The sequence below is a fragment of the Thermosynechococcus sp. M98_K2018_005 genome (assembly GCF_015295825.1).
GTDB lineage: Bacteria > Cyanobacteriota > Cyanobacteriia > Thermosynechococcales > Thermosynechococcaceae > Thermosynechococcus.
The window spans coordinates 1-6,853 of the sequence record NZ_DVEH01000032.1 but is presented as its reverse complement, the minus strand read 5'-3'; the positions used below and the strand labels follow the sequence as shown (position 1 = coordinate 6,853).

The window sequence follows — 6,853 nt, the reverse complement described above, 5'->3', positions numbered from 1 at the left end:
ATAACGTAAACTAGAAAAATTGACTAGGCATTCATGATTCAGTGATTAGAATCAAGTCAGCGGAATATCCCCCTGTCTTTAGAATCAGAATCATACATTTTCCCTAAGTCTTTGACTGTATCCCCAAGTACACTATGCAAAGTAAAATGATTAGATATATTTTTTAATTATTCTCTAAATTTTTTAATATATATGTTTTAATGCAGAAGTGCTGAATGACAGTTTGAAGGGTTTGAAGGTCAAGCGAGATGAGATTACCCAACAATTGGCTGCTCCCAAAGAAGCCGGAAATGATGCTTGGGAGTCGCTCAAAGCAGGGTTCCAAGGTGCTTGGGATGAGTTGAGCAAGGCTTTTGAGGAAGCAGCCAGTAAGTTCCAGGGCGAATAATTGTTTTAATTGTTTCCTTAGTGCCAGCCCTCAATAGTGACATCTACGCGATCGCCCTCGTGGGATAGGGGCGCAATGTTAAGGTAATACAACGGCTGATCGGCAGACAGATTCCGCAGCCAATGGAGACATTGGGCATCCACATGGGCATAGGAACCGGTTTCCACGGGGGTACGGATCAAGGCGGTTGCAGCCACAGAACTCGCAGGGGGCGTCATCGGGCAGGTAATGAGCTCACCAACTCCCGATACAATCAGGAAAATATCGTCACCGCGATGGTGGTAATGGGGATAGTTGGCTTGTCCTGGCTCAATGCGATAGAGACTAGAGGCTAGCTCAGGGTTGTGGTGATCCAAGGGACAGACGGCATAGCCCGGCCGCTTTGGTGTCCAAGTTTGACAGCGCTCAACCAACTCAGGAAAGGAAAAAACTAACATCGTGTCTTTAGGACAAAATACTCAGCATTGGCTTATTGTATCGCCAAGCGATCGCGCTATTCTAGCCTGTGTTTTCTCTCGGAGTTTTGCATGAGTACACCCATCCCTGTAATTGTTGTTGGCGCTTTGGGCAAAATGGGGCGTGAAGTGGTTAAGGCGGTTTCACAGGCAAGTGATATGAACCTCTATGCCGCTGTGGATCGCAAGCAGGTGGGGGAAGATCTTGGTGCAGCACTGGGGCTAGGAGCCTTAGAGATTCCCATTAGTGGCAGCTTGCAAGAGGTGTGTGTAGCAGCTGCCCAAGAGAAACAACCGGTGGTAATGGTGGATTTTACCCATCCCCAGGCAGTGTACGAGAATGTGCGCACGGCGATCGCCTACGGGGTGTATCCCGTGGTGGGGACAACGGGCTTAAGTCCAGAGCAAATTGAAGAACTGGCGGAGTTTACCGACAAGGCCAGTATGGGGGCAGTTATTGCTCCGAACTTCTCGATTGGTATGGTGCTTCTCCAAGAAGCGGCCATTCGGGCGAGCCAGTATTTTGACCATGTGGAGATTATTGAACTACACCACAACCAAAAGGCAGATGCCCCCAGCGGTACAGCTATTCAAACCGCGCAGCGTTTAGCAGAATTGGGCAAAACTTTTAATCCGCCCCAAGTGGAAGAGTCAGAACATCTCAGGGGAGCGCGAGGGGCGTGTGCTGACGCTGAAATTCGCATTCACAGTGTCCGCCTGCCGGGACTCATTGCCCATCAAGAGGTGATTTTTGGAGCACCAGGGCAAATTTATACGCTGCGCCATGACACCAGCGATCGCCAGTGCTACATGCCGGGGGTACTGCTGGCCATTCGCAAAGTCACGCAACTCAAACGCTTGATCTATGGTCTTGAAAAGCTCCTCTAGCCTAAACGTCAGGGGTTTGCTGCAACAACCAAAAGCCTTGCAATGCGTCTTGTTCCGGTCGTTCCTTCACGGCGATAAAGTGCAGCCCTTGGTTTTGGGTACAGGCATCCCTAAAGGCAGTCAGTTCCTTCTGAATCTGGGGATTGCGGCCACTAATGAGCACCCAGCGATCGCTCGCTCCTGTTTCCAACACCAAGAAGGGTTGGGGATCCTCCTCAAAACTCAAATAGGCAGGCTCTAATCCCGATAGCCAACCCGCCAAGGGCAGTGCGCGCTGGGAATAGATAATTAACCCCGGCAGTAGCGTATCGTCCCTGAGGGTCAAAAAGGGCAGTGGTGGTACCTCACCAAAGGGCAGTTCCCATTCAGCAGCTGTTTTAATCTCCCCCAGAGGGAGACCACTAAATTGCCAGCGATCGCCCCGCAGAGCTGGTGGTAAAGGTTGCGGTGTAGGGGGGATCAACTGGGGTGGCGTTGCCAGATCGGTTTGGTAGTTGGGTAGGGTTGGATAGAAGTTGGTGGCGCGATCGCGCAGCCAATCATAGAGGGCAAACGTGCGCCGACTGGGCACCATCACTAATCCTGCCGCTTCTCCCCCCCGGGTAATAATGCTGGTCATGGCTCGGCGGAAAAAACGTACCCGATCCGGTTGAGCGCTGTTTGCAAGTCCCAGTTGCTGCCGCCATTGCTCCATGGCTTCTTTGAGGGCAGCTTCTAACCAGCGGGCATTGGCTTCAGCTCCGGCACAAGTTTTACTGAACTGAAAGTGTTGCTGGCGATCGCAAATTAGCAATTCCCAGATTTTTTTGTTGTTTTCATCCACAAGGGGACGGGAATAAAAATCCAACTCCCAGATCGTATCCATTCACACCTATCAGGAACGTTAGCCGCAAACTTGATGCTATTTGCCTTTCCCTAGGATAGGCGGTTTTGGTCATCAAGGTAAATGTATAACGCGATACAGATTTTCTCATCTGAGAACTGGTGCAATCAAAGGTTAACTGCGGGTCAATGCCTCGCTCAGCTCAAGCCAAACAATAGCCAGATGACTTTCTGGCACAATGCTGCTGCAACTGCGATTTCTCCTCCGCTAAACCCATGTGCAACTCTACTCCATAATCGTTGAGAATGAAAGCGATGTACAAGTTAAAACTGAAACGCGCTAGACGGCAAAAGCGCCCGTTACTGAACCTCGACTGGCAGCCCAATTTCCGCTGGCGATCGCCAGCCCTTGTCGCCTGCATTCCCCTAGCTTTGATTATTGTGGCTGTTTGGGGAGTGGCTGCTCAGGCACAGGATACGCCCCTCACCCCTGAAGCAGTTCAAGGAGCACTGAACACGATTTGGGTATTGGTGGCAGCAATTCTCGTGATTTTCATGAATGCCGGCTTCGGCATGTTGGAAACTGGCTTCTGCCGCCAGAAGAACGCTGTCAACATTCTTTCTAAAAACCTGATTGTTTTTGCCTTAGCCACCCTTGCTTACTGGGCGATCGGATTCTCCTTCATGTTTGGTGCTGAGGGCAATAGTTTTATCGGTTTGGGGGGTTTTTTCCTCAGTAGTGAAAACCCTGAAACCTACAATCTTGCTCCCTTTCCTGAGGGCTTACCTATACCTGTCTTTTTCCTATTCCAAGCTGCCTTTGCTGGGACAGCAGCTACCATTGTCTCGGGGGCGGTAGCTGAGCGGATTAAATTTGTTGACTTCTTAATCTTCAGCCTTCTGCTCACTGGTATCTCTTACCCGATTACGGGTCACTGGGTTTGGGGGAATGGCCTCCTCAGCAACATTGCTTTCCTTGGTAAAACTGTCGATGGTCAAGAGGTTACTGTTGCCTTCAAAGATTTTGCTGGTTCAACCGTGGTGCACGCAGTGGGCGGTTGGGCGGCTTTAATGGGTGCTGCTTTCCTAGGACCACGGATCGGCAAGTATGCGGCTGACGGCACTCCCCAAGCCTTACCGGGTCACAACATGGGCTTTGCCATGCTGGGGTGTTTGATCCTCTGGGTCGGCTGGTTTGGTTTTAACCCCGGCTCCCAACTAGCCGCTGATGAGGCTGTACCTTACATTGCCGTCACCACTAACTTAGCTGCGGCGGCTGGCGGCATTGCGGCAACAATAACGGCTTGGCTAGCCATTGGTAAGCCTGACCTCTCCATGATCATCAACGGTATTCTGGCCGGCCTCGTCTCTATTACAGCACCCTGTGCTAGCGTGTCTTATTTTTTTGCCGTGGTCATTGGTGCCATTGGCGGCGTGATTGTGGTCTATTCTGTCCTCTTCCTTGATCGCATCAAAATTGACGACCCCGTCGGTGCCACCTCGGTTCACTTAGTCTGCGGTACTTGGGGTACCTTAGCTCTTGGCCTGTTTGACAAAGAGTTGGGCTTGCTCACCGGTCACGGGGTGACTCAGTTGATTGCCCAGATTATCGGTATTTTGACGGTCGGTGGCTTTACTGTGCTGCTGAGCAGTATCTTTTGGCTGGCTCTGAAACAAACGCTTGGCATTCGTGTTCCCGAAGAAGAGGAACTCAAAGGCTTGGACATCGGCGAGCATGGCATGGAAGCCTACAGCGGTTTCTTGAAGGAGTAACTCGCCTGCCAATAAGTTTGGGGTCGTACCACGCCGCTGGACGATCCCATTACCCTAGGTGGTTTTTGCTGTCCTCAGCTTTTGAGGGCAGTTTTTTTCTGACTTTGCAGTAATCTACGCTACGTTATAGCGGCACTACATTAGGGAGTTTTGGATGAGCGATCGCGCCATGGCGGTACGGGTGCGACAGCACGTTAACCCTCTAAGTCACAAATTCCAGCAGGACATTACTGTTCCCGATTGGTCAACAATTTACGAGCAACCCTCGCAACCTTTACACCTGGATATTGGCTGTGCCAAAGGGACGTTCTTGTTAGAAATGGCAGCACTGTATCCAGAGCAAAATTTTCTGGGTCTGGAAATTCGCTACCCGCTAGTGGTGATGGCCAATGAGCGGCGCGATCGCCAGCAACTGCGGAACCTCTACTACCTTTGGGGCAATGCCAATGTCCACTTGGGCAAAATCCTCGGCGGACTCCCCCTGCACACGGTCACAATTCAATTTCCAGATCCGTGGTTCAAGCGCCGTCACCATAAACGCCGCGTCGTCACCCCTGAACTGGTGGCTACCCTTGCCGAACTCCTGCCCGCTGGTGGGCGTGTTGTCCTGCAGTCAGATGTCTTTGAGGTGGCTGAATCGATGGTGCAACAGTTTCGTGCCCATGCCGCCTTTCGCTCAACCTGTACCAATTGGTTACCCCAGAGTCCTTGGCCCGTCGCGACAGAACGGGAAAAATGTGTCCTCAGTAAAGGATTACCCGTTTACCGCTGGCAATTTGAGCGGCATGCCCTCTAACTCGCCTGCAAATACTGCTGCCACATGGCGACAATCGCTGGGGAACCATACCAAGGGGCCTCGGGGCGATCGCGCAAGCGGCTGCGCGGCGCATGGAGCACATCTTCATAGACCAGATTCTCTGCCCCCTCGAGGTGGGCTGCTGCCACCGGTGTCACTCCATCTCCCCAACAGGCACCCTCGCCACAGGTGAGTTTATAGCTTTGATACGTAAACCAATCGGCAAACGAACCCCATGGTGTGCCATAGATGGCTTTGCCCGCCAGACACACATAGCGAACTTGCGCATAATAAGCGCCGGGGTACGTGGTGTTAACAAAGTCGAGATTGCGGCGCGTCCAACGCTCCTGACTCCGATGGGGAGTACCCAACGTGATTAGCGTGTGCACCCATTTGTGACCCGCCCAAACTTGGCCATCATAGGGTTGATCCCCTAGGTAAATGCGGCTAATCCAGCCCCCCGCTGAATGGCCAATGAGATGCACGGCGGACGCCCCTGTTTCATTCAGAACATGCTGAATGGTGGTATCCAAGGCCTGTAAAATTGGCGCCACCGATCGCCCCCCCAACGTGGGCAACCACGAGCGTACCCTGAGAGGCACCACCTCCGCCACAAACCCCCATTGCCGCAGATAATCCCGCAGTGGATAGTAGTCAGGGGCAGCCGCTAAATATCCCGGTAAAAGAACGACAGGCAACACAGGGCTAACTTGCTTGACGCGTTGCTGGGAAGTGTATCACATTACATTTGGATAGACGGAAATCATGAGACCCTCACGAGCCAGCAGCGTCTGCGGAAATTGTGCCCGCGCCAACTCACCAATGCGATCTAGAAAGTCATCATCGTGGCTGGGGTCGTGGTGAAACAAAATTAGTTGCTTAACTTGGGCTGCTTGGGCAAGCTTAACCGCCTCCTGCCATGTGGAATGTCCCCACCCCACCTTGCTCTGCCGTGGGTGATGGTATTCTTCATCGGTATAAGTGGCATCGTAAATCATCACATCGGCGCGATCGGCCAAGACAAAGGCTCCCGGATGTAATTGATCGGGCAAATGCTCCGTGTCTGTGATATAGGCCACATGAATACCTTGCCAACTCACACGGTAGCCCACCCCCCCACCCGGATGATTCAGGGCTTCATTACTTACCACCACACCGCCGCCTAGGTGTACCTGTTCGCCCGCTTCCAAGTCATAAAAACGCAAATCTCCCCCCATAATCTGCAACGGGACAGGAAAGTTGGGGTGCAGCATTTGATCATTGAGTCGTCGTTCAATGCCCTGACCATTTTTCCCCGGCACTGCGTAGATATGGAACTGGTTCCCCGGTACAAAGGCGGGCTGAAAGAAGGGAAAACCCTGAATATGATCCCAGTGGGTATGGGTAAAAAATAAATGTGCCGCCACCGGCTGTTGACTCATTAAGTGCTCCCCCAGAACCCGCAAACCCGTACCGCCGTCAAAAATGATGCGTTGACCATTGGCTTGAATTTCCACGCAGGGAGTGTTACCGCCATAGCGGACAGTATGGGAACCGGGACAGGGAATACTGCCGCGCACGCCCCAAAACCGAATAGTGAGTGGGTTAAACATGGGCATATCGCAAATCTTGATCGTAGTGTGCCACAGAAAACACTCTTGACTTGTGATATCGATCATCCTCCCCCTGTGACGCTAGGAGTTGATAGAGTGGGGGCTAGCTGCGACCAAGGTTGGTAAAAAATTTTTTCTA

Annotated in this window: 8 protein-coding genes; 4 read left to right on the top strand and 4 right to left on the bottom strand. The window is 52.0% G+C overall.

From position 1 onward, the window contains the following. Nucleotides 1-208: 208 nt before the first annotated feature. A complete protein-coding gene (locus IGQ15_RS04235) occupies nt 209-388 on the top strand; it encodes a hypothetical protein (protein ID WP_297048939.1) in 180 nt (59 codons plus the stop codon). Between the two features lie 17 nt (nt 389-405). Here the strand turns inward: IGQ15_RS04235 and IGQ15_RS04230 are convergent, their stop codons facing one another. After that, nucleotides 406-825 carry a cupin domain-containing protein gene (locus IGQ15_RS04230; protein WP_297048937.1) on the bottom strand — a complete coding sequence of 140 codons (420 nt, stop codon included), beginning with the start codon at nt 823-825 and terminating at the stop codon, nt 406-408. A gap of 90 nt (nt 826-915) precedes the next feature. On the opposite strand from IGQ15_RS04230, the gene dapB reads away from it, so the two are divergent. After that, nucleotides 916-1,731: a 4-hydroxy-tetrahydrodipicolinate reductase gene (gene dapB / locus IGQ15_RS04225; RefSeq protein ID WP_297048936.1), complete on the top strand. Its 816-nt coding sequence runs from the start codon at nt 916-918 to the stop codon at nt 1,729-1,731. Between the two features lies 1 nt (nt 1,732). Here dapB and IGQ15_RS04220 read toward each other — a convergent pair whose 3' ends face one another. Continuing rightward, nucleotides 1,733-2,596, bottom strand: a complete 864-nt coding sequence (locus IGQ15_RS04220; RefSeq protein WP_297048934.1) for a Tab2/Atab2 family RNA-binding protein — start codon at nt 2,594-2,596, stop codon at nt 1,733-1,735. A 272-nt stretch (nt 2,597-2,868) separates the two neighbouring features. Between IGQ15_RS04220 and IGQ15_RS04215 the strand changes: the two genes are divergently transcribed. Next, a complete protein-coding gene (locus tag IGQ15_RS04215) occupies nt 2,869-4,326 on the top strand; it encodes an ammonium transporter (RefSeq protein WP_363315781.1) in 1,458 nt (485 codons plus the stop codon). A gap of 169 nt (nt 4,327-4,495) precedes the next feature. After that, the gene (trmB, locus tag IGQ15_RS04210) at nt 4,496-5,122 is read left to right on the top strand and encodes a tRNA (guanosine(46)-N7)-methyltransferase TrmB (protein ID WP_363315782.1); all 627 of its coding nucleotides are present in this window, start codon (nt 4,496-4,498) and stop codon (nt 5,120-5,122) included. On the opposite strand, the gene IGQ15_RS04205 is transcribed toward trmB, so the two are convergent. Next, nucleotides 5,119-5,823, bottom strand: coding sequence for a lipase (locus IGQ15_RS04205; protein ID WP_297048929.1), 705 nt, complete (start codon nt 5,821-5,823; stop codon nt 5,119-5,121). The genes trmB and IGQ15_RS04205 overlap by 4 nt on opposite strands. Nucleotides 5,824-5,859: 36 nt before the next feature. Then, nucleotides 5,860-6,714, bottom strand: a complete 855-nt coding sequence (locus IGQ15_RS04200) for an MBL fold metallo-hydrolase (protein WP_363315780.1) — start codon at nt 6,712-6,714, stop codon at nt 5,860-5,862. Between the last annotated feature and the right edge of the window lie 139 nt (nt 6,715-6,853).

Bases quoted from the DNA above. Each gene is read 5' to 3' on its own strand.
- IGQ15_RS04230 (WP_297048937.1), bottom strand. From the start codon at position 825: ATGTTAGTTTTTTCCTTTCCTGAGTTGGTTGAGCGCTGTCAAACTTGG.
- dapB (WP_297048936.1), top strand. From the start codon at position 916: ATGAGTACACCCATCCCTGTAATTGTTGTTGGCGCTTTGGGCAAAATG.
- IGQ15_RS04220 (WP_297048934.1), bottom strand. From the start codon at position 2,596: ATGGATACGATCTGGGAGTTGGATTTTTATTCCCGTCCCCTTGTGGAT.
- IGQ15_RS04215 (WP_363315781.1), top strand. From the start codon at position 2,869: ATGTACAAGTTAAAACTGAAACGCGCTAGACGGCAAAAGCGCCCGTTA.
- trmB (WP_363315782.1), top strand. From the start codon at position 4,496: ATGGCGGTACGGGTGCGACAGCACGTTAACCCTCTAAGTCACAAATTC.
- IGQ15_RS04200 (WP_363315780.1), bottom strand. From the start codon at position 6,714: ATGTTTAACCCACTCACTATTCGGTTTTGGGGCGTGCGCGGCAGTATT.